At 47.4% G+C, this 25,044-nt stretch carries 18 protein-coding genes; 15 read left to right on the plus strand and 3 right to left on the minus strand.

Annotated features, from left to right (window positions below; all coding sequences use genetic code 11):
* The first annotated feature begins 144 nt into the window (after positions 1-144).
* Positions 145-1,602, plus strand: a complete 1,458-nt coding sequence (locus tag ABDK00_RS00330) for a PAS domain S-box protein (RefSeq protein WP_346237511.1) — start codon at positions 145-147, stop codon at positions 1,600-1,602.
* Positions 1,603-1,624: 22 nt separating this feature from the next.
* Positions 1,625-1,978 (plus strand): response regulator, encoded by a 354-nt coding sequence (locus ABDK00_RS00335; RefSeq protein ID WP_346237512.1) that lies wholly within the window; start codon positions 1,625-1,627, stop codon positions 1,976-1,978.
* 56 nt (positions 1,979-2,034) lie between these two features.
* Here the strand turns inward: ABDK00_RS00335 and ABDK00_RS00340 are convergent, their stop codons facing one another.
* Entirely contained in the window at positions 2,035-3,927 is a 1,893-nt protein-coding gene (locus ABDK00_RS00340; RefSeq protein WP_346237513.1) for a gamma-glutamyltransferase family protein, read from the minus strand.
* Positions 3,928-4,080: 153 nt separating this feature from the next.
* Here ABDK00_RS00340 and ABDK00_RS00345 point away from each other — a divergent pair, with 153 nt between their 5' ends.
* Positions 4,081-5,460, plus strand: coding sequence for a deoxyguanosinetriphosphate triphosphohydrolase (locus tag ABDK00_RS00345; RefSeq protein ID WP_346237514.1), 1,380 nt, complete (start codon positions 4,081-4,083; stop codon positions 5,458-5,460).
* A 3-nt stretch (positions 5,461-5,463) separates the two neighbouring features.
* Here ABDK00_RS00345 and ABDK00_RS00350 read toward each other — a convergent pair whose 3' ends face one another.
* Positions 5,464-6,231, minus strand: coding sequence for a DeoR/GlpR family DNA-binding transcription regulator (locus ABDK00_RS00350; protein ID WP_346237515.1), 768 nt, complete (start codon positions 6,229-6,231; stop codon positions 5,464-5,466).
* A gap of 481 nt (positions 6,232-6,712) precedes the next feature.
* Between ABDK00_RS00350 and ABDK00_RS00355 the strand changes: the two genes are divergently transcribed.
* The 12 genes from ABDK00_RS00355 to ABDK00_RS00410 are packed head-to-tail and all read left to right on the plus strand — an operon-like array spanning position 6,713 to position 23,242.
* Positions 6,713-9,799, plus strand: a complete 3,087-nt coding sequence (locus ABDK00_RS00355) for a TonB-dependent receptor (protein WP_346237516.1) — start codon at positions 6,713-6,715, stop codon at positions 9,797-9,799.
* Positions 9,800-9,858: 59 nt separating this feature from the next.
* Positions 9,859-11,625: a RagB/SusD family nutrient uptake outer membrane protein gene (locus tag ABDK00_RS00360; protein WP_346237517.1), complete on the plus strand. Its 1,767-nt coding sequence runs from the start codon at positions 9,859-9,861 to the stop codon at positions 11,623-11,625.
* A 47-nt stretch (positions 11,626-11,672) separates the two neighbouring features.
* On the plus strand, positions 11,673-12,923 hold the full coding sequence (locus ABDK00_RS00365; RefSeq protein WP_346237518.1) for an MFS transporter: 1,251 nt from the start codon (positions 11,673-11,675) through the stop codon (positions 12,921-12,923).
* Between the two features lie 15 nt (positions 12,924-12,938).
* Positions 12,939-14,333 carry an FAD-dependent oxidoreductase gene (locus tag ABDK00_RS00370; protein ID WP_346237519.1) on the plus strand — a complete coding sequence of 465 codons (1,395 nt, stop codon included), beginning with the start codon at positions 12,939-12,941 and terminating at the stop codon, positions 14,331-14,333.
* A 15-nt stretch (positions 14,334-14,348) separates the two neighbouring features.
* Complete coding sequence (locus ABDK00_RS00375; RefSeq protein ID WP_346237520.1) at positions 14,349-15,257, plus strand: endonuclease/exonuclease/phosphatase family protein; 909 nt, start codon at positions 14,349-14,351, stop codon at positions 15,255-15,257.
* 9 nt (positions 15,258-15,266) lie between these two features.
* On the plus strand, positions 15,267-16,433 hold the full coding sequence (locus tag ABDK00_RS00380) for a serine/threonine protein phosphatase (protein ID WP_346237521.1): 1,167 nt from the start codon (positions 15,267-15,269) through the stop codon (positions 16,431-16,433).
* A gap of 33 nt (positions 16,434-16,466) precedes the next feature.
* Positions 16,467-17,717 (plus strand): MFS transporter, encoded by a 1,251-nt coding sequence (locus ABDK00_RS00385; RefSeq protein ID WP_346237522.1) that lies wholly within the window; start codon positions 16,467-16,469, stop codon positions 17,715-17,717.
* A 57-nt stretch (positions 17,718-17,774) separates the two neighbouring features.
* Positions 17,775-18,779: a 2-hydroxyacid dehydrogenase gene (locus ABDK00_RS00390; RefSeq protein WP_346237523.1), complete on the plus strand. Its 1,005-nt coding sequence runs from the start codon at positions 17,775-17,777 to the stop codon at positions 18,777-18,779.
* 10 nt (positions 18,780-18,789) lie between these two features.
* Positions 18,790-20,256, plus strand: a complete 1,467-nt coding sequence (locus ABDK00_RS00395; protein WP_346237524.1) for an FGGY-family carbohydrate kinase — start codon at positions 18,790-18,792, stop codon at positions 20,254-20,256.
* The gene (locus ABDK00_RS00400) at positions 20,253-21,701 is read left to right on the plus strand and encodes an FGGY-family carbohydrate kinase (protein ID WP_346237525.1); all 1,449 of its coding nucleotides are present in this window, start codon (positions 20,253-20,255) and stop codon (positions 21,699-21,701) included. Before ABDK00_RS00395 ends, ABDK00_RS00400 begins: the two co-directional genes overlap by 4 nt.
* Positions 21,694-22,308, plus strand: a complete 615-nt coding sequence (locus tag ABDK00_RS00405; protein ID WP_346237526.1) for a histidine phosphatase family protein — start codon at positions 21,694-21,696, stop codon at positions 22,306-22,308. The genes ABDK00_RS00400 and ABDK00_RS00405 overlap by 8 nt, the downstream gene beginning before the upstream one ends.
* A 22-nt stretch (positions 22,309-22,330) precedes the next feature.
* Entirely contained in the window at positions 22,331-23,242 is a 912-nt protein-coding gene (locus tag ABDK00_RS00410; RefSeq protein WP_346237527.1) for a glycerophosphodiester phosphodiesterase family protein, read from the plus strand.
* 2 nt (positions 23,243-23,244) lie between these two features.
* On the opposite strand, the gene ABDK00_RS00415 is transcribed toward ABDK00_RS00410, so the two are convergent.
* Entirely contained in the window at positions 23,245-24,852 is a 1,608-nt protein-coding gene (locus ABDK00_RS00415; RefSeq protein WP_346237528.1) for a sulfatase, read from the minus strand.
* Between the last annotated feature and the right edge of the window lie 192 nt (positions 24,853-25,044).

Consider the following 25,044-nt stretch of genomic DNA (forward strand, 5'->3'; position numbering starts at 1 on the left):
AATACAGCCCCTTTGCACGCTCTAAGTGTCTAAACGGTTCATTTCTAATTTCTTTCGATACTATTTTGTATGCCGTTTGCCGTTCGTTTATAGCAAACTGTGAACTTTTTCAGTAGTTTTACTTTTATGACCAAAACGTAGTTTATGTTATCGGACGAAAAACAGGCGCTCTTAGCAGCCATTGTGGATTCTTCTGACGATGCGATTATCAGTAAAACGCTCGATGGAATCATTACGAGCTGGAACCCTGCTGCAGCGCGCATCCTGGGTTACAAAGAGGAGGAAGCGTTGGGCCGACATATTTCCATAATTATTCCCGCCGAACGCCTTCATGAAGAAGATTTTATCATTAACGAAATCACAAATGGCCGTAGGATTCAACATTTTGAAACGGTTCGGCAAACGAAATACCAACAACAACTGCCTTTGTTGCTTTCCATATCCCCTGTCCGGAATGCCGATGGTGTCGTAATCGGCGCGTCGACTATCGGAAGGGATATATGCGCTCAGAAAGAAGCTGCCGAAAAGCAGGGCATCCTGGCAGCTATTGTAAAAAGTTCGGATGATGCCATTGTGAGCAAAACATTGAAAGGGATTATTACCAGCTGGAATGGGGGTGCCGAGCGTCTTTTTGGCTATACTGAATCGGAAGCTATTGGTCAACATATTTCCCTGATTATTCCACCCGACCGCATGGATGAAGAAACGTATATTATTAACCAAATTGTTTCAGGGCAAAGTGTCTCGCATTTTGAAACATTACGGGTTACGAAAACGGGTCAGGAAATTCCTATTTCTTTAACCATATCGCCGGTCCTCGATGGAAAGGGCAAGATCATCGGCGCTTCAAAAATTGCCCGCGATATATCAGAACGGCTGCGCATCCAGCGTGAAAAGGAGCTTTTGTATAATGAAGTCAAATTGCTCAGTAAAAAAAAGGATGATTTTATCGCGATGACGACGCATGAGTTAAAAACCCCGATGACTTCACTAATGGGTTTTTTGCAGGTATTGCAGATGAGGGTGTCATCGGAGGATCCAAATGGAGGATTTATCAGGCGATGCATAAAACAGGTAGATAAACTATCTATGCTAATCAACGACCTGCTCGAGTTTTCAAAAGATCAGGACGGGAAACTGCAGATACGGCCGGCGCCCTTCGACATCGTATCCCTGATTGCAGAACTGATCGAACCCTATAAAGAAGACCGGCTCAACAAAATCGAGTTTTCAGCGGCGGATAGTTTGATGGTAAATGCCGACCGGCTTCGTATTGGCCAGGTTATCATCAATCTGTTATCGAACGCAGTTAAATATTCGCCGAATGGCGGCCGCATCAAAATTAAAGCCGGAGCAGAAGATGGCAATATTTTTGTATCTGTTAAAGACGAGGGCATAGGAATTGACCAAAACTGTCTCCAAAACTTGTTCGATCAGTTTTACAGAGCAGTTAAACCAGGTTATAATATACCTGGCTTAGGAATGGGTTTGTACATTAGCCGGCAAATTGTCGAACTGCATGGCGGGGAGATCAACGTTGCAAGCGAAATGGGCAAAGGATCTACTTTTAAGTTTATGCTTCCCGGCCTCCCTCAACAATAGACTGTTGTTAAAAAGAAAAAGAGTGAAACAAAAAGAAATAATGATTGTGGAGGACAATCCGGATATCAGAGATCTGATTGGATTTATACTGACTGAAGATGCCTACCAATTAAAAATGTGCCCAACGGCTATTAGTTTTCAAGACGAAATTGCTAAAAAACTGCCCGACGTTATTGTTATGGATATCATGCTTCCTGATGGCGACGGCACAGACCTTTGCCGCGTGGTAAAAAACAATCCCGCAACGCAGCATATTCCCGTTTTGCTAATGTCGGCGCATAAAAGTGAGTTAAAAACCGAAACCGGCGCGAATTCTTTTATTCCCAAGCCCTTCAATATTATAGATTTTAAGCAAATCGTTGAAAGCTATCTGTAAGTCGAGGGGCTGTTGTTTTGCATAAGCCAGCCGCCGGTTTTGCCGGGGTGAGTTGTTTACCAGGCAATACCATAATCCTCTCCATGATTACTTGATCCTCCCCAAAGGCTCCCATGTTTCCAGTCAAAATAAATAGCGTTGATAGGGCCGCTGGTGCGATCACCAAAACTAAGCGTATATCCCATTTCTTTTAAAGAGGCGCGTGTGTTTTCGGGCGTGTTGTCATTAAGCAAGATGGCGCCTGGCCTGGGCTTGCGATCTGATATTTTTGTGCCGCCCAGCGACAGCCACAGCTGATTGCTGTTGATATTAGCAGCTTCGGCCGCCTGCTGCACGGTCATGCCAAATTCCACAATATTCAAAAAGAACTGAAGCTGGTTTTGTTCCTGCGTGTCGCCGCCCTGAACGGCGAAAGCCAGAAACGGCCGCCCCTCTTTCATCGCCAGCGATGGTGTCAGCGTTACACGCGGACGTTTGCCTGGCGCTACAATGTTGAAAGGGTTGATCGTGCTATCCAAAACAAAGCTCTGCATGCGCTGGCTCATTCCCACGCCCGTCCTTCCTGCAATGCAAGCCGGCACCCAGCCGCCACTGGGCGTTACAGAAACAACCCATCCTTCTTCGTCAGCGGCTTCGATGCTGGTCGTGCCGCGCCACAAACGGTCGAGATATATTTCGTCATCGTTTTGGCTCAGCGTGGTTTGGCGTTCATCATGTTGCGGCATGAAAGGCCGGTTCGAGCTATCGCTGGTAAACCCTCTCTTCTTCATTAATTCCATAAATGGGTTCGTTTTCCCTTCAAAAGGGTAAGGATCGCCAGGCGCAGCGTCAGGGTTATTCCGGGTTGGGCGGATCTGCGCGGCTCTTTGTTTGGCATAAGCTTTACTTAGCAAGCCTTTGATGGGCTCTTGTGGCGGAAAGGCAGGATCTCCATAATAAAAATCACGATCGGCAAAGCTCAGGTTCAGGGCTTGATAAATGGTATGTATATATTCAGAGCTGTTGTACCCCATTTTTTTAAGATCAAAATTTTCCAGCATATTTAATGCCTGTAAAAGAGAAGGCCCTTGCGTCCAGGACTGTAATTTATAAACGTCAATTCCTTTGTAATCAATATGCAGCGGCTCTTCTTCCAAAGGTTTCCAATTGGCCAGGTCCTGCAGGGTGATGAGGCCGCCCTGCTCCCGGCAGCCGCGCACAAATTCTTCGGCAATATCTCCTTTATAAAACCGGTCGCAGGCGGCCATGATCGCTGCTTCCCGTGACGCGCCCTTTTGAAGCGCAAGGGTTTCCGTGGCTACCAACTTTTGTAAGGTGATTAATAGATCGTTTTGTACAAAAATCTCCCCGGCTTCCGGCGCTTCTCTATCCTTCCCGGGATGCGTTAAAAAAACTTTGCTGCTGTAGGGCCAGGCTTTGATTCTTTTTTTATTACGTTCGATACTATTGGCGGTTCGCGCCTCAATGGGATACCCTGCTGCCAGTTCCATAGCCGGAGCCAGCACTTCTTTTAAAGACAATCGGCCGTAGCGGGCCAGCATCAGGCAAAGCCCGCCCGGCGTACCGGGTGTTGTAGCGGCCAGAGGCCCGTATTCCGGAGGAAAGTTATATCCCTTGCTTTTAAAAAAGCTGACCGTTGCGCCGGTTGGAGCTACGCCCATCGCGTTAATCGCGATTACCTTTTTTGTTTTTGGATTATAAATCAACGCTTGTGTTTCCCCGCCCCAGCTTAATACATCCCACATGGTGCAGGTGGCCGCCAACATTGCACACGCTGCATCCACGGCATTCCCGCCCTTTTGAAATACCGCCGCGCCCGCGGTTGCGCCGAGTGGTTTGCCCGTGATCGCCATCCAGTGTTTGCCGTGTAAAGGGGGCTTTTGTGTTTGCTGGCAGAAAGCTTCTTTTGCAGCTATCAATAAGGTAAAAAGAAAAACAAATAATTTCATGGCCGGGGCTTTTAGTACGATAAAAGTGGTATTCGAATTTACAAATAAAACAACCACTGGCGCCTGTAATATCGCCTAAAGGTGCAGTGAAGGCAGCATATAGCTTGCAAACCATGCTGCTTTCGACTAATTTTGGCGCGGTAAACTTTTTATATGGCGATCAGCTGGAACAATTGTTTTTCTTCAAGAAGATTTGATATCAAGTATACGACGCAGGACACCCGAAGCGATTTTGAGCGCGATTGGGACCGTATCGTTTTTTCAAGCCCCTTTCGAAGGCTGCAAAACAAAACACAGGTTTTTCCCCTGCCGGAAGAAATTTTTGTTCATAACCGCCTCACTCATTCGCTCGAAGTAGCCAGCGTGGGCCGCTCGCTGGGCGGATTGATCGGCGAAAAAATAAGCGACCTGCCGGAGGTGAAGGCCGACCCGGCTGCACAGAATTTTTATAGCAATGACTTGAAATATGTTGTGGCTGCAGCCTGTTTGGCGCACGACCTGGGCAATCCGGCGTTTGGCCATTCCGGCGAGGACGCCATTTCTAAATACTTCAGAAAGCGGGATACTGAAAAGCCGGAAGATCAGCATTTCAAATCGCTTTTTAGCGAAGCGCAATGGAAAGACCTCACCACTTTTGAAGGCAATGCCAACGCCCTGCGAATTTTAACCATGCATCTCAATGGCCGGGCCCGCGGTGGTTTCAGGCTAACGTATAGTACGCTTGGATCGATTATAAAGTATCCCTGCGAATCGCGGGCTTCTGGAAATAAGGCCTTTGTCCACCGGAAAAAATATGGCTACTTTGACGTCGACAAAGAAGTGTTTTTCGATATCGCCAGCGAACTGAACATGGTTGCTGAAAACGTTGAAGGCATGGTAGTGTACAAGCGCCACCCCTTTGTTTACATTGTGGAAGCAGCAGATGATATCTGTTATAACATTATTGATTTTGAAGACGCGCACCGGTTAGGCCTTTTGTCTTATGAAGAAGTAAGGGATCATTTTTTGGAAATTATTCAACATCAAACCAGCGATCTCGAGCGCGTGAAGCGCATTGCCGCAGATTTGTCGGACGACGCGAACGAAGCGATTGCCTACCTGCGCACAAAGGCGATCGGCGTTTTGATTAACAAATGCAGCGAAGTTTTCTGGCAGCACCGCGAGGCTATTCTTTCGGGTGATTTTAATAAAAGCCTGATCGAAGCCCTTCCCGAACTGCAACCCGTTTTGCAAAAGATAGGCAGTCTTTCCATAGAAAAAATTTACAATGCCCGCAAAGTGATCGAGCTGGAGATCGCGGGCTTCCGCATTATGTCAGGCCTTGTAGAAGATTTTGTTACCGCCGCACTAACGGCCAGCCCCGAGCGGGATAAAGAACAAAAAAAGATACTGGGGCTACTTCCCAGCCAATTCGCCATTGATGAATCGGGCACGCCTTATGAAAAAGTGATGCGAATGCTCGATTTTATTTCAGGCATGACCGATGTTTACGCCCTTAAGCTCTATCGAAAATTGAGAGGGATCGACGTTTAAAAATTAATTGGCAACGATCACCTTAACGCCGGTTTTTTCAATTTTGGAAACGGTGGCAGCGCTTACGCCGTTGTCGGTAATGATATAATCAACCTGGTCGAGATTACAGATTTTTCCAAGCCCCCTTCGGTCAAACTTGCTGCTATCAGCAAGAATAACCACTGTTTGCGCCAGCGAAATCATCTTCTGGTTAAGGCTCGATTCCATAATATTCGTGATGGTCAGCCCGTGTTCGAGGTCGATACCATCTACTCCTAAAAATAGAACGCCGCAGGAAAGTTCTTCTAATATTTTCTCTGCAAAAGACCCGGCCGTGGAAGACGAGCTCTGGTGCACCAGGCCGCCCAGTTGTAACACTTCAATATTGGGCCGGTTGCAAAGTTCAATCGCTACTTTCAACGCCGGGGTGATTACAATGAGCTTTTTTTCGGGATGCAGCGTGCGCGCCAGTTCGTAAACGGTGGTGCCGGAGCCGATCATAATCGAATCATTTTGACCGATCATGTTTAGCGCCACTTTAGCAATTTTTTTCTTTTCCTCAGATTTAATGAACTCTTTTTCATTGATGGGCTTTTCAATGGCGTAGGGGTTTTGCATAGACGCGCCCCCGCGGGTCCGGAAAAGAAGTTTTTTTTCCTCCAATAACTTCAGGTCTTTTCTTACCGTCACGCCGCTTACATTCATTTCTTCTATCAATTCGGGAATATTCAGTTTCCCGTGCTCCTGTAATTTTTGAAGAATAAGCTGATGTCTTTCTGTGATTGATTTCATAACCGGAAAATTAGTAAAACAAAAATGCCATTAAATAATTGAAATTTCAAAAACTTAAGAAAAGTTTCAAAAAAAATAATATTAAAAAGCGCGCACAAAGCAGGTTTATGCTTAAAAATGTTTTTTTCTATTTAAAAAGATTTAATTTTATTAAATTATCTTACATTTGCTTTCAGATTAACGAAGGTTGCCGGATGATAGTCCTGTTGGATAAAACATCTTTTTGAACAATTGCCCAAGCCAGATGATGCTTTTAGCTAATAATTTGTTTACAAGCCGGTAACAATTTGTTTAAATGTGTTTCGTTTTTTTGTTTTTGTATCTCTCCAGAGAAATATTTGAAATAAAATTTAATAAAACAATTTAAATCATGAAGATCAGGAACGCTACGCTGCTCCATTCACATGAAAGAAATTTTCGCCCTCCGCGAATGATCTGCATAAGTTCAAAACCAACGATTCCCCTCACAAACCACGCTTGTATGAAACAAACAAAAGCCCGGGCCCGTTTTTCTAAGCCCCTTTTGCCCGTCATTTTATTATTCGTTTTTTTCAGCCTGCAATTGGGCGCGGAGCTGCGCGCTCAAAACGCGCCGCGTACCATTACTGGAACGGTGGTCGACGAAAAGAACCAACCGCTTGAAGGGATCAGTGTAACGCTCGACAGCTCGGCTGTGGGAACGACAACCAATCAGGAAGGGTTTTATACGATCACTTTTACCCAGCAGGCGGAGCGGCTCAATTTTACCGGCGTTGGCTATGCTTCAAAAAATGCAACCATCGGGTCGGCCTCAGTTATCAATATGTCGCTCGAGCGTGATGTGGCCAACCTGGGCGAAGTCGTGGTAGTCGGCTACGGCACACAGAAAAAAATTAATCTGACCGGTTCTGTATCGCAAATCAGCAGCGAGCAGTTGGAACGGCGGCCGAATCTTTCCACTTCAGCGGCCTTGCAGGGCCTGGCACCTGGTGTGACGGTTACCCAGCAAACAGGCTCTCCGGGCGGCGATGCAGGCCAGATCCGCATCCGCGGCATTAATTCTTTTGGGGGCTCCAACAGCGCGCCTCTGGTGATCATCGACGGCGTTGCCGGATCGATCGACGATGTGGACGCCAACCTGATTGAAAACATTTCCGTTTTGAAAGATGCAGCTTCGGCAGCCATATATGGATCGAGGGCGGCCAACGGTGTTATTTTGATCACAACCAAGCGCGCAAAAGACAAGCTTGCTGTTTTGTACAGAGGTTATGTCGGCCGCCAAATACCGACGGCTATTCCAGAAGTAACAGACGGGCTGACTTATATGCGGGTGTTTAATGACGCCAGCATGAACGATAATGGCATTAAAATATACAGCGACGAAGACATCGAAGCCTTTAAGGCGAAATATGAAGAAAACCCCGCCAATTATGACTGGCAGGATGCAATCCTGCAAGGGAACGGCTTCATCCAGAATCATTTTGTGTCGCTGACGGCCAACAATGGCATTGTAAGGGTTAACCCTTCTTTAAGTTATGCAGATCAAAATGGTATTATAAAGAATACCAATTTTAAAAGATATGTATTTCGAAATAATATGGACATCACGCCCAGCGAAAAATTCAACATCAAAATTGATATCGCCGTAACCAATAAAAACCGCAACCAAATCGCCAGCGAAGGAACGGTTTGGAACTACCTGGGGCGCATGCCAACCAATATCCCGATTCGTTATGGCGATCTTTGGTCAGACGGCTGGGTGAAGATTAACCCCGTTGCCTATATCGCCGAAGGAGGTAACCGCAAAACTAACAACCTCGAACTCTATGGTAACCTGAGCCTGAATTATAAACCGGCGGATTGGTTATCGCTTACCGGTATGGTGGCGCCGCGGTATGTGACGCGGAATGTGCATGCTTTCACAAAAAGTGTAATGACCTATATCGAAGACGGATCAGAAGCCGGAGCGGCCAATACTTTCACAGATCTCACCGAAGCGTCTTACCGTTATTTATACGGAACCTACCAGTTTTTTGCAACGGCGCAAAAACAAATGGGTGATCATAATCTAAGCCTGATGGCGGGCGCATCGCGCGAAACCTACGACGAGAAATACCTGATGGCTTATCGCCGCGATTTTGTCTATGATGATTATGAAGTGATTGGCGCAGGCGCAGATAATGAAACAAAAGACAACAATGGCTCGCGCGATCAATGGCTGTTGGTTTCAGGCTTCGGCCGCTTCAATTATGACTTTAAAGGAAAATACCTCTTTGAAGCCAATATGCGCTACGACGGCACTTCGCGCTTTATTCAGTCGAATCGGTGGGCCGCATTTCCTTCTTTTTCTGCGGGATGGGTGGTTTCCAAAGAGTCATTTATGGAATCGCTTTCGCCCGTGCTCAGTTTCCTGAAAATCCGCGGATCATGGGGTAAACTCGGCAACCAAAATATAGGAAGTTCCTACTATCCGTTTTCAGAAACATTGAACCTGGGAAGTGTTTCGATGGGCGGCGTTATTTATCAGATGATCGCCCAATCCAATCTTTCCAATCCCGATTTGCGTTGGGAAGAAACGACGATGAAAGGCGTCGGCATTGAAGGAAGCTTGTTTAAAAAGATCTCCTTTACTTATGAATGGTACGACAAAAACACAGATGGAATCCTTTTAAAATTAAATACATCGCAGCTCACCGGCCTGGGATCGCCTTATCAGAATGCTGCGCTGGTATCGAACAAGGGATGGGAGTTTTCCACAAGATACGACGATCAGTGGGGCGACTTTAAACTCGGTGTCGGGTTCAATCTTTCTGATGTGAAAAATAAAATTGTTGATATGAAAGGCCAAACCTCAGGCGCTCTGTTGCGCCAGCAGGAAGGCTATGCGATCAATTCAATCTATGGATACATAGCGGAAGGGCTTTATCAATCTCAGGAAGAAATTGATAACGGCCCGATACAATTTGGAACGCTTAAACCAGGCGACGTTAAATTCAAAGATATTGCCGGCGCTTTTGATGAAAGCGGGAATGCTATTCCCGATGGAAAGATTACGGACCTCGACAAAGTAATTATCGGCAGTACGATTCCGCGTTACACCTATGGCGGCAATCTTGACTTGGGTTGGAAGGGAATCAGCCTGTCGGCCTTTATCCAGGGTGTGGGAAAAGCGGATGGTTATCTCAACGCGCATTATGTCATCCCGGCGGCCAACTCCAGCGCCATCAAACCCTGGCAGCTGGACTACTGGAGCGAAGACAACCGGGATGCCACGCTGCCGCGGGTTTCCATCACGGCGACTAATAATACGCAAAACTCAACTTTATGGATGCGCAGCGCCGCGTACCTGCGCCTGAAAAACCTGCAGTTGGGATATCAGTTGCCACAGCAGGTGATCAATAAATTAAATCTGAAAAATGTATTTGTGTATTTGAATGGCCAGAATCTTTTTACGAAAACCAATTTTTACGAAGGCTACGATCCGGAGATCAATTATAACGCATCCGTTTCGGATGGCGTGTCTTTGGGAGAAGGCAATTATTACCCGCAGGTAAAAACTTTCACAGTCGGGATTGATGTAAAATTCTAAAAAAGCGGCCGGCCCTTTAGCGCTGGCCAGCATTTATCCGAAAAAATAAAACGTAAAAAATGAAACAGCTTCATATAAAATTAAACCCAGCGCTTGCCTTTTTTATTTCCTGCATCGCGCTATATTCCTGCAATTTAGATCGCCTGCCTTTAAACGGGCCTTCTACCGAAACCTTTCCTGCATCAGAAAAAGAAGCCACGATGGGCTTATTCGCGGCTTATCAATCGCTCAGCGAGCTCGATGCCTCAAGCACTCCCATCTGGCACGTGATGGATAACATTACCGACATAGGGTATGCGCGGCCGGGAAATAATTACACCTCACCTATCACCAGCGCATTAACAACCGATAACGCCCTGGCGGTAAAGCCCTGGCAGTATCACTACCGCACCATCGCCCGCTGCCACGCGGTGCTGGATAAGCTTCCCGATTTAAAAAACGATATCAGTGAAACGACCTATAATCAATTGGATGCGGAACTGCGTTTCATACGGGCCTATTGCTATTCGCAGCTCATCGAACTCTATGGGGGCGTTCCTTTAATCAAACAGGCCGTAGGACTGGGAAATTCAAACGTGGAACGGACGCCCAAGGCAACTATCGAGGAATTTATAATAGATGAATTATCGGAAATCGCCGAGCGCCTGCCGGTTGCGCAGAAAACTTTTGGCAACGTGAGGGCGTCGAAGGTAGCCGCTTACATGCTGAAAGCGAGGGTGGCGCTTTACTCAAAAAAATATACCGTAGCCGCTGCAGCTGCAAAAATGGCGTTAGATTTATCGGCCGGCGTATTCGACTTAACGCCTTTCGATCAAACCATAAATTTCGCCGGAAAAAACCATACGGTGGGAGAACCCAATCCTTCCAACATTTTCGGCCACCAGGGATATAATGAAAGTAAGGAATGGATCTGGGTGGCAGAGTATAATAAAGCGATCAGCGGAAATACACATAACCAGCAGTATTACGGAGCATCGCGCCTGGGAAAAGGCGTAGCCTATTGGGGCCCGACACAGGATTTGATCAACAGCTTCCAATGTTCGGATGGGTTACCGATTACCGAATCGCCGCTTTATGACGCCTCCCAACCTTTTGAAAACAGGGACGCCCGTTTGGACATGTATTGCGTGCGCCCCGACTCACGGTATATGGGCTATCAGTTTGAACCCAACACGGCTACCAAAACCGTGAGCAACTATTGGCCTGTTTTAAATGGCCAATCGACCACGCCGGGAACCGTAAGCAATACGGATGCAAGCAATGCTTATCGCTCGTTCAGCGGTTATTTGTGGCGCAAGCATATCGACATTACGGATTTCAGTTCCACCTCGGTAAGCGGCGTGTCCGATTTAAACGTGGGTATCTTCAGGCTGGCCGAACTTCTTCTGATTTATGCCGAAGCAAAAATAGAAGCCAACGAAATAGACAATACGGTTTATGACGCCATCAACCGCATAAGGCTGCGCGCAAAAATGCCTGTGTTGCCAAGTGGTTTGTCGCAGTCGCAGCTAAGAAAAGCGCTACGATATGAACGGAAGATTGAATTGGCCAATGATGGGCTACGTTGGTATGACCTGCGCCGCTGGGACATTGCAAAAACGGTAATGAATGGTGTATTATATCTTAACCGGGATGCCAAATCCTGGACAAAAGCTGTCGTTACAGGGTTCGATGAAAACTACACGCCGCTGTATAACGCAAGCGAAGCCGCCAAATATTTTACAACACAGGAAGTGGTTTTCCGCGTGAACAAAGATGAGTTGTGGCCCATCCCCAAATCAGAGATTGACGCCAGCAATAAGCTCGCACAAAATCCCGGCTATTAAAAAAAATTACAGAAATTGACAGATAAATTGCCTTCCAACTAATACAGATGACAAGATTGTTTCGCCCCGAAAACAGACGATGGTTTATTATAGCAGTTATTTTTATTGCTATTGTATTTAATTATGTCGACAGGCAAGTGGTCTCGATTCTTAAACCTGTATTGAAAGAATACTTCGTTTTGGATGATAATGGCTACGCCTTGATCATCAATGTGTTTACAATTTGTTACGCAGTAATGTATCCCGTTACCGGATGGATGGTAGATAAATTTGGCGCAAAACTGGTAATGTTTTTTGGCATTCTGACCTGGTCTGTGGCCTGTATTGGCGGAGGGTTTGCGCGCAGCGTAGGCCAGCTTGCCTTTTTCAGGGGGTTGCTGGGCGCTGCCGAGCCCACCAACTTTCCCGCTCAGTTGAAAGTGGTAGCCGTGTGGTTTCCTGGCAAATTAAGAGCGACTGCAAATAGCCTTTGTGTTGCCGGCAGTTCGATCGGGGCCATTATGGCGCCGCCGCTGGTGGCGTGGTTAGCAGTGAATTATAATTGGCAAACGGCTTTCATCGTGTTGGGCGCCGTCGGGCTGATTATCGCTGTTTTGTGGAAGCTGGTATATCGAGACCCGCCCGCTAATGTTTTGAATGAGGCGCTGGCCGATGCGCCGCAAACAGCGGCGACAACAGGCTTTTCATGGAAGGAGCTATGGAAGACCAAAAGTTTATGGGGCATTCTGCTGATCCGTTTTGTGAGCGACCCTGTCTGGTATTTCTGCCTGTTTTGGCTGCCCGGCTATTTGCAGGAAGAATCGGGCTTGTCGCTGGTGCAGGTGGGTATGTTTGGATGGATTCCATTTTTGGTGGCCGATCTCGGCGCTATCGGCACTTCGGCCTGGTCCGACCGCCTGGTAAAAAAAGGATATGCGCCTTTGCGCGCGCGAAAAATAATGCTGACTACGGTGGCTTGTTTTGCTCCACTCTGCGCCCTCGCCCCCTATCTTCCGGGTCCTGCAACTACGCTGGCGGTGTTCAGCATAGTTGCGGTAGCCTGCCTTAGCTGGCTTTTTACCATCAGCGTTGTGGTGGCGGAAGCTTTTCCCGTAAAAAATGTAGCCAGCGTATTAGGTATTGCCGGAGGCTTCGGTGCGTTGGGAGCGGTTTTTTTTAACGCTTTTGTAGGCTCGGTAATGGGCACCGTTGGTGCGGCCAACATTTTTATAGCCATGGCTTTTTTGCATCCGGTGGCGGTTTTGCTGCTATGGACGATGGTGAAAAGAACCACTCCAAAAAAGGTATCCACAAATTAAAACGCAAATATTTATATGAACACAATAAAAGAACAGGCAAAAGAATTAAAAGTACGATCTGAAGTAGACGTGCTGGTCATCGGAGGCGGTCCGTCGGGGATTATGGCTGCCTTAGCGGCGGCTGAAGATGGCGCCAGCGTGATGCTGATCGAAAGCCGCAGTTTTGTAGGCGGTAACATGACGATCGGGTTGCCGATCTTAGGGTTTCTGGGCCAGAAGGGCAACCAGATTATCAAAGGCCTTCCCCAGCAATTTATCGACAGGTTGAAGGCCGTCGACGCTTCGAGCGAACACCGGCCCTGCCCGCTTCACATGAGCCTCACGCTTGTAGAGCCCGAAGCTGTAAAGACAGTGGCGTTGCAAATGCTGGTCGAGGCTGGCGTTCAGGTTTTATTTTATGCATTCTGCGCTGAAGCAATAATGCAGGGCGATGAACTTAGGGGAGTAATCATCGAAAGCAAAGCCGGGAGGGAAGCCATTTTGGGAAAGGTTGTTATCGACTGTAGCGGCGATGCGGACGTGGCTTTTAAAGCCGGCGTTCCCTGCGAATTTGGTAATGAATCAGGTGGCGTGCAACCGCCGACGTTAATGTTTTGCCTGGGAGGCGTGGATACAGAAAAGCTTCGCTTGAGCATTGCCAGCGAGCCCCGAACCTATCTGACCGATTTTATACCTGCGGAATACTTTGGTCAAAACAATCAATTTGTATTGGTCGGTATGCGCAACCTAATCAACCAGGCACGGAAAAACGGACTGGACCTGCCGACCGAACGAACCATTTTGATCACCGGTTTGCGAAAAGGAGAAGTGTGGGTGAATATGACCCGCGTCAACGGCGTCGATGGAACTGATCCCGCAAGCCTGACGGAAGGCGAAATCATAGGGCGAAAACAGATCGATGATATACAGCGCTATCTTATCAGCTATGTGCCCGGATTTGAAAATGCTTACTTCCTTAAAACCGCACCATTCCTGGGTATTCGCGAAACAAGGCGCATCAGGGGCTTGTACATTATGGATAGGGATGACATCATGGGCTGCCGGCATTTTGAAGATGCCGTAGCCGTGGCCAGCTATCCGCTGGATATCCATCACCCTGTTGGAGGCGGCTGTACACTGGAGTGGTGCGGAGATTGCTACGATATCCCTTATCGATCGCTGGTGCCTCAAAAAGTAAAAAACCTGCTGGTAGCGGGCCGCGCTATTTCTGCTACGCATGAAGCCATGTCCGCCATCCGGGTGATGGCGCCCTGCATGGCTATGGGCGAAGCGGCCGGCCGGGCCGCAAAAATGGCGGTGAGCGAGGGCGTGCAACCTGCAGACATTAATGTAAAAAAATTACAAAGCGAACTGATCAATAGCGGCGCTTTCCTTCGCGTTGCGCAGGCCGGAGCCCCGGCTGCCCGTTAACATAAAATGCATTGTATGCCCACTACGAGAAGAAAGTTTATCCACTACATAGGCGCCGCAGCAACGGCAAAATTAGTATTGCCGCAGGTTTTGTTAGCAAGTGATGCAGCAAAGAAAAGCCATTGCGTTTTATCCTGCAATATCCGTGTGGCATTGCCCGAAGACGATGCAAAAGGCGTGGGCTGGGCGGCGCGAAAGGATATATGTCTGAAAATTATCAAAAAGCAGCAACCGGATATTGTTTGTTTTCAGGAAGTTTTAAGAGAACAGGCTGCCGATATAAGGACTTTTTTTCCCACATATCAGCTATTGGGTTTCGACGGGCCGGAGATGGACGCGCATAAAAGCGGCTATCACGGCATAGCGAAAAACCCCATTCTCTTTTCAAAGGAGCGCTATGAATTATTAGCAGCAGGCGTTTATTGGCTTTCAGAAACGCCCCTGGTAGCGGGCAGCAAATCCTGGGACACCGCAAGGGCGCGTCATGCTAATTGGGTGCGCCTTCGCGATCGGAAAACCCATAAAGAGCTAAGAGTGGTATCGCTTCACCTCGACCATGTTTCCGGCGAAGCCAAGTTACAGCAGGCCAAAATGGTAGCGCTCGAAAGCGATCAATATCCGGCTGCATTTCCGCAAATTATTGCGGGCGACTTTAACAGCAGATTCGACAGCCCTGTGTTGGCGTCGCTGCGCGAAAAGCAATGGAAAGAAAGCTACGAAACGCTGCACGGAGAAAAAGAAGCAGGGTTTACCGGGCATGAATTTCAAGGCACGCATTATACGAAAGCGGCATCGAAGGGAAGGATTGACTTTATCTGGTATAAGGGCGCTTTGCAACCGCTGGCGAGCCGTATAATTAAAGATGAGATAAACGGCAGATTCCCAAGCGATCATTTTTTTATAAGATCAGATTTTACCATTTAATAAAAATTTATGGAGCTAATTACGTTCGATCCAAAAAATATTACCAACTCAAAAAACAAAACCAAATCGATGAGGCGTCTATGTTTCTTAATGGTCCTCTGTTTTGCTTTCTCCTGCGCCTGCTTTGCCCAGGCGAATTATAAAAAGCCAGCATTGGAAAACAGCGGTTCCTGGTCCATGATCATGGTACCCGATATTCAAAACTATGTTAAATGGTCGCGCAACAAACCGATACTTGATTTGATGATGACCTGGATTGAAGACAACATCGATTCGCTGAATATAAAAATGGTGGTGGGTGTTGGCGATTTGGTAGAGAACAATGAAAAGATTACGACCGATTATGACGGCGATCAATCAACGCAACAGCAGTGGGCCACCGCATCGGCAGCGTTTTCAAAACTTGATGGAAAAACAGCGTATATAGCCGCTACGGGAAATCATGATTATAGTATTGACCGGCAAGGGCGCCGCACTTCGCACTACGCCGATTTTTTTGATGCAGACAGAAATCATATCAATAAAAAAATGCTGGTTCAGAACACGCGGAATGAAGCCGGCCAGCCAACGGTTGAAAATGCAGCTTATGAAATGAAAAATATGCAGGGAAAAGACTACCTGTTTATGACGGTTGAGTATGGCCCGCGCGATTCCGTTTTAACCTGGGCGAAAAAGGTAGCAGCGATGGAACAATATAAAAGCCATCGCGTGGTACTTATCACGCATAATTATTTAAATACGAAAGACGAGCATACTTCAGGTAAGATTAACTGGCTGTTTTGGGAGCCTTATAATGTGAATAATATGATCCAGAAATCTGCTAAAATTGAAATGCCTAAAGCTAATAATGGTTTGCAGATCTGGGAAAAGCTTGTGCAGCCCGCTTCGAATATAGAGATGGTTTTATGCGGACATATCTCCGGCGAAGGTTACAGGAAAGATAAAAACGTTAAAGGACGTTCCGTTCATCAAATCCTTTTCGACGCACAATCGATGGGCGGCGGACACCGCGACGGCAACGGAGGTGACGGCTGGCTGCGTATTTTCGAGTTTTTTCCTGATGGACAAACGGTGAAGGTGAAAACCTTTTCCCCGCTGTTTGGAATCTCTCCCACCACGCGCACGCATGCCTGGAAAACAGATCAACGAAATGAATATGAAATAAAGTTTGATTAACATTTTACCAAACCATAATAACGACGATTGCCAATGAAATCTAATACAATCATGCAGGAGCGATTTGGAATTCCCCCCTCCCTGCTAAGCGGCTATTTAGGCATCATGCTTTTTATGATGGGCGATGGCATGGAACAGGGATGGCTAAGCCCCTATTTAATTGAGCGCGGCATGAGCATTCAACAAACCGCTTCCTTATTTACGGCCTATGGCGTAACCATCGCTATTGCCTCCTGGTTTTCGGGCGTACTGGCCGAAACATATACGCCGAAGAAGGCCATGCTTGCGGGGCTGATCATTTATCTGTTGGGAACCGTAGGCTTTATCGCCTTCGGAATGCGCTCGCTCCATTTTCCCACGATGCTGGTCACTTACGCGTTAAGGGGTTTTGGATATCCTTTATTTGCCTATTCGTTTCTTGTATGGATCTCTTATGTCACGCCACGGCAAATGCTGGGCCGCGCCGTGGGCTGGTTCTGGTTCGTTTTCACAGGAGGGCTCAACGTACTGGGCGCCTTTTATTCGAGCTGGGCGATTAGAGAACTCGGCCCTATCCCCGCGCTTTGGAGCGCTGTTTTTTGGGTGCTGCTCGGAGCGCTGTTTGCGTTAGTTTTTAATAAGGCTCAATTCCCAAAGGGCAAAACTGAGGCAGGCCGTAAGTTGGCTGAGCTCAGCAAAGGATTAACCATCGTCAAAGAAGAGCCGAAAGTGTTGATGGCCGGCATCATAAGAATTATCAATACTACGGCGCAATTTGCTTTTCCTGTTTTTCTGCCCACGTATATGGCGCAACATGGCTTTAATACTACCGACTGGCTTTATATATGGGGTACCATTTTTACGAGCAATATTATCTTCAACCTGTTCTTTGGGTTTGTAGGAGATAAACTGGGGTGGCGGCAAACGATAATCTGGTTTGGCGGCGTAGGCTGCGGCATTACAACGTTGCTACTCTTTTACCTTCCGCAATTAGCGCCGGGCAACTATGCAATAGTGATGACGGCGGGCATACTTTGGGGCGCGTGCCTGGCAGGCTACGTACCGCTATCGGCTTTAACGCCTTCGCTGGTGACAAAGGATAAAGGAGCTGCCATGGCCATATTAAATCTGGGCGCAGGCTTAGCAGTGTTTGCCGGTCCCGCGATTGTTGGTTTGTTTATAGCGCCGCTTGGAAACGCAGGCGTGATCTGGATTCTGGCGGGGTTATATTTCATTAGTGCGATTATGACTGTTTTTGTAAAGCATACGACACCGTTGCCGAATGTTGAACCGGCAGCAGCCTGAGCTTTCGGTTTATATCATAAAAAAAGCATTCACTATTAAAAAGGATAAATAAAGAAGATGAGAATATTAGTAACAGCGCCTTACCACGAACAAGGCTTATTAGAGTTGAAATTGAATTTTGGAGAAATCGTGTATAGATCCTGGAAAAGCAACGACCGCGCATACAACGAAAAAGAATTGCTAGATCTTTTATACGAAACAGAAGCGGAAGCGCTGATCACCGAACATGATGAGGTTACCGCAAAAGTGATCAATGAAAATACACATTTGAAGTTTATTGGCGTTTGCCGCGGCACTCCTTCCAATGTAGATTTGGCGGCGGCTACACAACATGGCATTCCTGTTTTTTACACGCCGGCAAGAAATGCGCAGGCCGTTGTCGAAATGTTTATCGCAAACACGATCATATTTTTGAGGCAGGTAATTCCGGGCATCAACTGGTTGAAAGAGCGCAAATGGGAAGCAGGCGCACATACCTCCTATCTGCAATTTAAAGGCAATGAACTGGCCGGTAAAACCATCGGTGTTGTGGGGTTTGGCGCCATCGGGCAGCTGCTGGCAAAACTGGTTGAAAGCTACCCCTGCCCTATTCAATATTATGATCCTTACGTGCCCGAAGATCTTTTTCCACAACACAAAAAATGCACACTCGAAGAGTTGTTTGCCACAAGCGACATCGTTACCATTCACCTCCCGGTTACCGAAGAAACGAAATCGCTGATTGATCGATCATTGTTTAAACTGATGAAGCCCCATGCCTTATTTGTCAATACCGCAAGGGCCGTTACGGTGAACAGAAACGATTTATACGATGTGTTGTCAACCCATCAAATCAAAGGTGCGATTCTCGACGTGTTCGATAATGAACCCCCCGACGAGCTGGATTATAAAATCATCGACCTGCCCAATGTCATCGCAACGCCCCATATTGCAGGCGCGACTTTTGAAGTGGAAGACCATCATGTTGACATCTTAAACAAGGCTTTGATTGACTGGCACAATAATGGCCGCAAAAACTCCAACAAAATCTATAATAAAGAAGTCCTGGCTTCCGGGATCTAAATATAAAAGGATGAATAAAAAAGAAGCATATATCGTTGTTGATATCGGGACAGGAAATGTGAGAGTGGCGGTGGTATCAGCCACAGGAGCCGTTCTCGGTGTTGCGCGCGGCGATATCCGGTATATAAGGGATGAGTTATATAAGGATGCCATTTATTTTGAACCCGATCAGTTGTGGCGTCAAATTACCGGTCTTGCCGCATTAGCATTAAAACAAGCGGGCGCGATAAACATAAAGGCGATTACCACCACCAGCCAGCGAGAAGGAATTGTATTGATATCAGCTGACGGGCGCTCATTGACCGGCTTGCCCAATATCGACCATCGCGGACGTGAATGGGAAGACAAAATTGCCGATAAGAACCAAGTGTATCAATTGGCCGGGCGTTACCCCACTTCTCTTTTTTCCGCTTATAAGCTGGAAGGCATCCGCCGCCGGCGCGCTGATCTTTGGCAACAATGCAGTTACTTTCTCAGCATCAGCGACTGGGCCGCCTTTAAATTATCGGGCGTCGCTGCCTATGAACATTCGCAGGCGTCTGAAACATTACTCTACGACGTAGCCGCGGGCACCTGGAGCGAAACACTTTTGAAGTTATTTGATTTACCGAGTTCCTATTGCCCTCGGTTGATTACTTCCGCGGAAACATATGGCCCAATCTTACCGGGCCTTGCCGCGCAATGGGGCATTGACAAATCAGCAATAGTGGTAGTGGGCGGAGGCGATACGCAACTGGCTATTAAGAGCACACAGCCTTCAGTCGACGATATTGTTATTGTGTCAGGAACTACGACCCCCATTGTAAAAATTGTTGATGATTACATTACGGATGAAAAGCGGCGCACCTGGACCAATCGGGACATCGATCCAAAGCGGTTTATTTTTGAAGCAAATGCCGGCGTCACGGGCTTAAACTATCAACGGCTGAAAGAAGTGTTTTATCCTAATGAAAGCTACGATGTGATTGAGCAGGAGTTGGGCGATCAGCCTCAGACGCTTTGCCAGGCGTCGCTGGGGTCGCTTATCGCCAGCGAAAGCAAACCCTTGTTGAACGGCGGTTTTGTTTTTCCCGTTCCGGTGTCGCATGAGCTTTCACGCAGTTCATTTGTTTGGGCCACGTTGCTCGATATTGCTTTTTCTATTGCCTCCAATTATAAAGTGCTAAAAACCTTATCAGGTCACGAGGTCGATTACATCTGGGCTTGCGGCGGCGGCTTGCAAAGCCGTGCGCTACGGCAGGCGATAGCCAACACAATCAATAAAAAAGTATTGGTACGGCAGGGCTTCGAGCAGGCCTCGGCGGTGGGCGGTGCGATGATTTGTAACCAGGCGCTCGGTCTCAAAACAAACATTGCTGATCAGCAGGTTGAAGCGGTGGCGCCACAGCCGGAATGGCTTGAAAAGTATCAGGAAATATTTGAAACCTGGAAAAAGACAAGAGCAGCATTTAAAAATACGGATGCCCCGGGTATATGAAGAAGAACTATTTTATAGGAATGGACATCGGCACCCAGGGCGCCCGCGTAGTGATGATCGATGAGGCGGGCGTGCAACTCGCCGCCAGGGAAGAAGTTTTTGAGTTAACACCGTCTTCGAGGCAGGAGCAGAACCCGGATATGTGGTGGCGCGTATGTTTTCGCTTGACAGGATTGCTTTGCAAAGAGGCGTCCGCGCAGATAAATCTCGGACAGGTAAAAGCAATTGGCGTTACGTCTACCTCCGGAACAATCATACCGGTTAACAAAAGTAATAAGCCGATACATCCTGCGATTATGTATAGCGATAAGCGGTCCGCTGCCGAAGCGGCCCGTTGTAGCGAGGCTGCTATAAGCGCCGGTGCCACAGGGTTCTCCGCTTTTAATGCTTCCTGCGGATTACCTAAAATGTGCTGGTTCCTCAAAAACGATCCGCAAAAGGTAGAACGCCTGGGAAAGTTTATCCATGCGGCAGATTTTATAACAGGCAATTTGACCGGCAATTTCGATGTAACGGATTATACAAACGCACTAAAGTCTGGTTATGATTTGCATGCATGCCGATGGCCGGCATATCTGCAATCGGTATTGGGTATTCGCCGCGAATGGTTGCAGGAGGTGGTTCCTTCGGGCACGCCTGTCGGATATCTGCGGACAGAATGGGCAAAGGCTTTTGGTTTGTCAGAACAAGTGATTGTCACAGCAGGGCTGACCGATGGCTGCGCGTCGCAGGTGGCCTCCGGCGCCGTGAATCTTGGCGACTGGAATACAACGATCGGAACAACGCTTGTAATCAAAGGGGTTTCTCAACAGGAAATAAAAGATCCGGCAGGGGCGCTCTATTGCCATCGCCATCCCGATGGGTTTTGGATGCCGGGCGGAGCAAGTAATACGGGGGCAGATTGGGTGAGCGCTCTTTTTGCAGCATCCGACCTCAGCCAGCTTTCTACGGCTGCGGCGGAGATAATTCCCGGAAAATATTTGGCCTGGCCCTTGATGGGAGTGGGCGAACGATTTCCTTTTGTAGCGCCCGCTGCGAAAGGGTTTATTCCCGAAGGCCTTAGTTTAGCTGAAAAGTTTCTAGCCTGCATGGAAGGGGTTGCGTACATGGAAAGGTTTGCGTTTGAAAGAATACGATCACTTTCGGGAGAGCAGATATCAAATATATTTTCGGCCGGTGGCGGCAGCAATAGCGATATATGGCTGAAAATAAGAAGCGCCGTTTTAAACCTGCCTGTTTATAAAATGAAAAATGTTTCAGGAGCTGTTGGAGCAGCCATTGCAGGCGCATCGAAAACCTATTTTGACTCGATTTGTTCTGCCGCCGGGGCTATGATTCAACCGGAGAAAAGTATTTATCCCACAAAAAAATGGGTAGGCCCTTATGAAGAGCGTTATCAAAAGTTTACGGAACATCTAAAAAGCAAACAATATATTCATGAGTGATCAGCAACTATTAAAAGTGTATCTGCTAAGACATGGCCAAACCGCCTGGAATGCTGATAATAACAGGTATTGTGGCCGCTCCGACATACCGCTTACAGATCTTGGAATAGAGCAGGCGGAGCAGGTGCGGGAGCAACTTAAAAATATTCACATGGATGCGGTCTATGCGTCGCCGCTGCTGAGAGCGCGTACCACCGCCGAAATCGCATCGAACCAAAAAGTGGTCACCGACGATCGGTTGATTGAAGCCGATTTTGGCCAATGGGAACAAAAAACAAGAGCCGAGTTTATAGCGGCAGACCCTCAAAGCTGGGAGGCCTGGAACCGCGATCCCGAAATCGCTAAAGCTGGAGCAACAGGTGAAACCGGCCGGCAGATTGTCGATCGTATGAATGCATTTTTTAATGAGATGACCGACCGGCACCTGGGCCAAACAATTTTAGTAACGGCGCATAACGGTGTCAACCGGCTTTACATGGCCTACAAGCTCGGCATGCCTTTAAGGAATTACCGCCAGCTGGTGCAGCACAACTCGTCGATAACCTTTTTTACCCTGGATGCCGAAGGTATTTTTACGTTAGAACATCTCAACACTAAACTTAAATAGCATGCGGTTTTATCTTTATTTGATGATGTTAGTTCTTCTGGGACCTTTTGCAACCACAGGTTGGGCGCAGGAAAACCTGCATACCATTGCCATAAATTCCCCGAAGCAACTAAAAGATTTTTTTAAATATACGGGCCGCGACATCCCGCTTATCAGCGGCCATCGGGGATGCCATATTCCTGGTTATCCGGAGAATTCAATCGAGGCCTTTGAATATGTATTGAAGCATACGGCGGCTTTTTTCGAAATCGACCCAAGGTTGACGAAAGACAGTGTGGTTGTTTTATTACACGATGCGACCCTGGACCGAACCACTAATGGGACAGGCAAATTAGCTGATTATACCTGGGCAGAAGTAAAAAAACTACGATTGAAAGATAAGGACGGCAAGATAACGCCGTACCGCATTCCCACCTTGGAAGAAGCCATTCGGTGGGCGCGTGGTAAAACCATTCTTAACTTGGATAAGAAAGATGTTCCGCCGGCGATGACTGAGCGCATCATTCAAAAAAATAACGCCGGCGCTTTTGTCATGGTTACTGTGCATAATGCGGAACAGGCGCTTTTTTACTACAACAGCGATAAAGACAGGATGATGTCGGCATTTGTAAAAACGCCGCAAGTGCTCGAAGCGTACGAGGCGGCTGGTATCCCCTGGCACAATATGATTGCCTATATCGGGTCCGAGAATAAAAAGGAAAACGATCAGATGTTTCGTTTGCTGCACCAAAGGAATGTGATGTGCATGATCTCTGCCGCGCCTGTATATGACAAGCTTGAAGCGGCTTCAGACCGTGGTGAAGCTTATCGGCAAACCTTTCAGATGGGCGCCGATATTCTCGAATCTGACCTGCCGGTGGAGTGTGCCGAAGCGATAAGGCCGCTACTTCCGGCCAGCAGCAGCAAAAGGCGTTTTTTTAAAACGGGAAAATAATACTATCCTTTTTTAGCGTTTTTGGGCAGGAAGCGCTGATCGTTTTCGTCGGAATCTTTATATTGTTTGCGCAGTTTGTTTAGCTTTCGATGCATCATTTTCCGGACGGAAGCATAAGCCGGATCAGCGTAAACGTTCTTCATTTCCTGCGGGTCTTTTGCAAGATCGTACAATTCCCATTCATCAACATCATAATAAAAATGAATTAATTTATACCGATCTGACCGGATGCCATAATGCCGTTTGGCCATATGTATCGACGGATATTCGTAATAGGTATAATACACGGCGTCTCTCCATTTTTTATTCTTGCCGGATACAAGCTTTCTAAAAGAAACGCCCTGCATGTCTTTCGGAACCGACACGCCTGCATAATCAAGAATAGTGGGTGCGAAGTCGAGGTTTTGCACCAGCGCATCCGACCGCTGGCCAGCCGGTATCTCGTTCGGATATCGCACGATCAGCGGTGTTCTCAGCGATTCTTCATAAATAAATCTTTTATCAAACCAGCCGTGCTCGCCCATATAAAATCCCTGATCTGAAGTGTAAATGACAATTGTATTTTCATCAAGGCCGTTTTTCTTTAAAAAATCCATCATCTGGCCCACACCGTCGTCGACTGCAGCTACGGTTCCCAGGTAGTCTTGCATGTAGCGCTGATAACGCCAGCGCATCAGGTCGGCCTGGCTCATAGTTGGATAATCGGTTTTGAACTTTTCCATTATCGGATTATAAACGCTGTCCCAGCGCGCGCGTTCTTCAGCCGTCATTCTGCCCAGATTGTTATTGTACGCCGCTTTGTCCCAGTTCATATACTCTTTCAATCCCAATTCATCCATCATCGCCGGTGGTATTTTGTTGTCTCCGGCCCAGTTCATGTGTTTCAGAATATTCATTTCAGCCGTTTTGGCCGCGGTGCCACGGCCGGCGTAGTCGTCGAAAAGCGTTGGAGGCTCTTTAAATTTCATGTTGGTATAAGCCTGAATATGGCGTAGGGCAGGCAACCACTCACGGTGCGGCGCTTTTTGGTGATAGAGCAGGCAAAAAGGTTTATCCTTGTCGCGGTTCTTGATCCAGTCGATCGCCATATCGGTGGTTAAATCGGTGGCATAACCAGCGAGCTGCTGTTTTTTTCCGTTGATGATAAAATCAGGATTGTAGTATTGCCCCTGATCGATCAGCACCGCCGAGTAGTCGAACCCCTGCGGAAGGCCGTCCATGTGGATTTTTCCGATTAACGCCGTTTGGTAGCCATTTTGCTGAAGCCTTTTTGCGAAATTATCCTGGTCCCAATTGAAGCGCGCCATGTTATCAATTTTTCCATTGATAAAACTATGCTTGCCTGTTAAAAGAACCGCGCGGCTGGGAGCGCAGAGCGAGTTGGTGACAGAAGCTCTCGTAAAAAGAATGCCCTCCTTTGCCAACTGATCAATATGAGGCGTTTGGTTCAAACCATAGCCGTAGGCGCTGATCGCCTGATAGCCATGGTCGTCGCTCATAATATACACGATGTTGGGGCGTTTTGAAGCCATGTTGGATTGGGCTCTTAGCGAACCGGAAAAGAGCGCGCCGGCAAAAAAAATAAAAAGCGAATTAAGGAGCAGCCTCATAAAATTTTATTTTAACAATAAGAAATCGTAATTTAAAGTGTGATATCGCGGCGAGGACTTTAAGCAGAGCAACGTCACCGTCGGGGTTAAAGATATCATTTTTGGGGCGATGCCAAGGTGTTGCTGTTAAAAATAAAAAGGGAGAAGATAAGAATATCCCCTCCGTTGTTTTACATGAGAAAAATTTTTCCG

This window comes from Niabella insulisoli, assembly GCF_039652435.2.
GTDB lineage: Bacteria > Bacteroidota > Bacteroidia > Chitinophagales > Chitinophagaceae > Niabella > Niabella insulamsoli.

What these genes read in the sequence shown, in the direction of transcription:
- ABDK00_RS00410 (WP_346237527.1), top strand. Translation starts at nt 22,331, where the DNA reads ATGATGTTAGTTCTTCTGGGACCTTTTGCAACCACAGGTTGGGCGCAG.
- ABDK00_RS00330 (WP_346237511.1), top strand. Translation starts at nt 145, where the DNA reads ATGTTATCGGACGAAAAACAGGCGCTCTTAGCAGCCATTGTGGATTCT.
- ABDK00_RS00340 (WP_346237513.1), bottom strand. Translation starts at nt 3,927, where the DNA reads ATGAAATTATTTGTTTTTCTTTTTACCTTATTGATAGCTGCAAAAGAA.
- ABDK00_RS00355 (WP_346237516.1), top strand. Translation starts at nt 6,713, where the DNA reads ATGAAACAAACAAAAGCCCGGGCCCGTTTTTCTAAGCCCCTTTTGCCC.
- ABDK00_RS00370 (WP_346237519.1), top strand. Translation starts at nt 12,939, where the DNA reads ATGAACACAATAAAAGAACAGGCAAAAGAATTAAAAGTACGATCTGAA.
- ABDK00_RS00395 (WP_346237524.1), top strand. Translation starts at nt 18,790, where the DNA reads ATGAATAAAAAAGAAGCATATATCGTTGTTGATATCGGGACAGGAAAT.
- ABDK00_RS00380 (WP_346237521.1), top strand. Translation starts at nt 15,267, where the DNA reads ATGGAGCTAATTACGTTCGATCCAAAAAATATTACCAACTCAAAAAAC.
- ABDK00_RS00375 (WP_346237520.1), top strand. Translation starts at nt 14,349, where the DNA reads ATGCCCACTACGAGAAGAAAGTTTATCCACTACATAGGCGCCGCAGCA.
- ABDK00_RS00385 (WP_346237522.1), top strand. Translation starts at nt 16,467, where the DNA reads ATGAAATCTAATACAATCATGCAGGAGCGATTTGGAATTCCCCCCTCC.
- ABDK00_RS00350 (WP_346237515.1), bottom strand. Translation starts at nt 6,231, where the DNA reads ATGAAATCAATCACAGAAAGACATCAGCTTATTCTTCAAAAATTACAG.
- ABDK00_RS00390 (WP_346237523.1), top strand. Translation starts at nt 17,775, where the DNA reads ATGAGAATATTAGTAACAGCGCCTTACCACGAACAAGGCTTATTAGAG.
- ABDK00_RS00415 (WP_346237528.1), bottom strand. Translation starts at nt 24,852, where the DNA reads ATGAGGCTGCTCCTTAATTCGCTTTTTATTTTTTTTGCCGGCGCGCTC.
- ABDK00_RS00405 (WP_346237526.1), top strand. Translation starts at nt 21,694, where the DNA reads ATGAGTGATCAGCAACTATTAAAAGTGTATCTGCTAAGACATGGCCAA.
- ABDK00_RS00345 (WP_346237514.1), top strand. Translation starts at nt 4,081, where the DNA reads ATGGCGATCAGCTGGAACAATTGTTTTTCTTCAAGAAGATTTGATATC.
- ABDK00_RS00365 (WP_346237518.1), top strand. Translation starts at nt 11,673, where the DNA reads ATGACAAGATTGTTTCGCCCCGAAAACAGACGATGGTTTATTATAGCA.
- ABDK00_RS00400 (WP_346237525.1), top strand. Translation starts at nt 20,253, where the DNA reads ATGAAGAAGAACTATTTTATAGGAATGGACATCGGCACCCAGGGCGCC.
- ABDK00_RS00360 (WP_346237517.1), top strand. Translation starts at nt 9,859, where the DNA reads ATGAAACAGCTTCATATAAAATTAAACCCAGCGCTTGCCTTTTTTATT.